The 450-nt window shown below is 56.7% G+C and carries 1 pseudogene; it reads right to left on the bottom strand.

Annotated elements, in window-relative coordinates:
• Positions 1-229 precede the first annotated feature (229 nt).
• Positions 230-450, bottom strand: a pseudogene (locus tag EOC06_RS41220) (hypothetical protein); the annotation flags it as partial.

Here is a 450-nt window from a genome sequence, read left to right as displayed (position 1 = left end):
GCTACATAGTGATGGTTGTGGCTGAAGGCAATAAATGTCTCGGCAGCATAAGTATCGCCATAAGCCATTGCTAATAGGCGTTCCCACCGGAAACCGTTTCGCTGCCAGGCGCCGGAACCGATATGCAGCCATGCCGTCTTGAGCTTTTGTAATTCCGAAAACAACGTGACGAAAATCCGCGCTACACGAAAATACGGCCAGGTGAACGAAACCTGGCAATCGTCGTTCGTCAGTGACGTTGGCCCAACGGGTCCGGTCTATTCCCGGCGACTTCTACGGATGACTGTTTGTTTTTTGCGAGCTGATCGGCCTTTCCGCCGGAGCTTGGTCCGAGAATGAAGTCAAACACGGGTTGGGGCTGACCGAGCGCTGTCGCCTGCAAGGCTGCCGGGATCCGTGCCGCGGCTTCTGCGTATTCGGCGAGCGCTGCGGGTGACATGCCGAGCGCAC

It is taken from the genome of Mesorhizobium sp. M7A.F.Ca.MR.362.00.0.0 (assembly GCF_004023175.1).
Taxonomy (GTDB): domain Bacteria; phylum Pseudomonadota; class Alphaproteobacteria; order Rhizobiales; family Rhizobiaceae; genus Mesorhizobium.
This window is presented reverse-complemented; position numbering and strand designations above follow the sequence as displayed.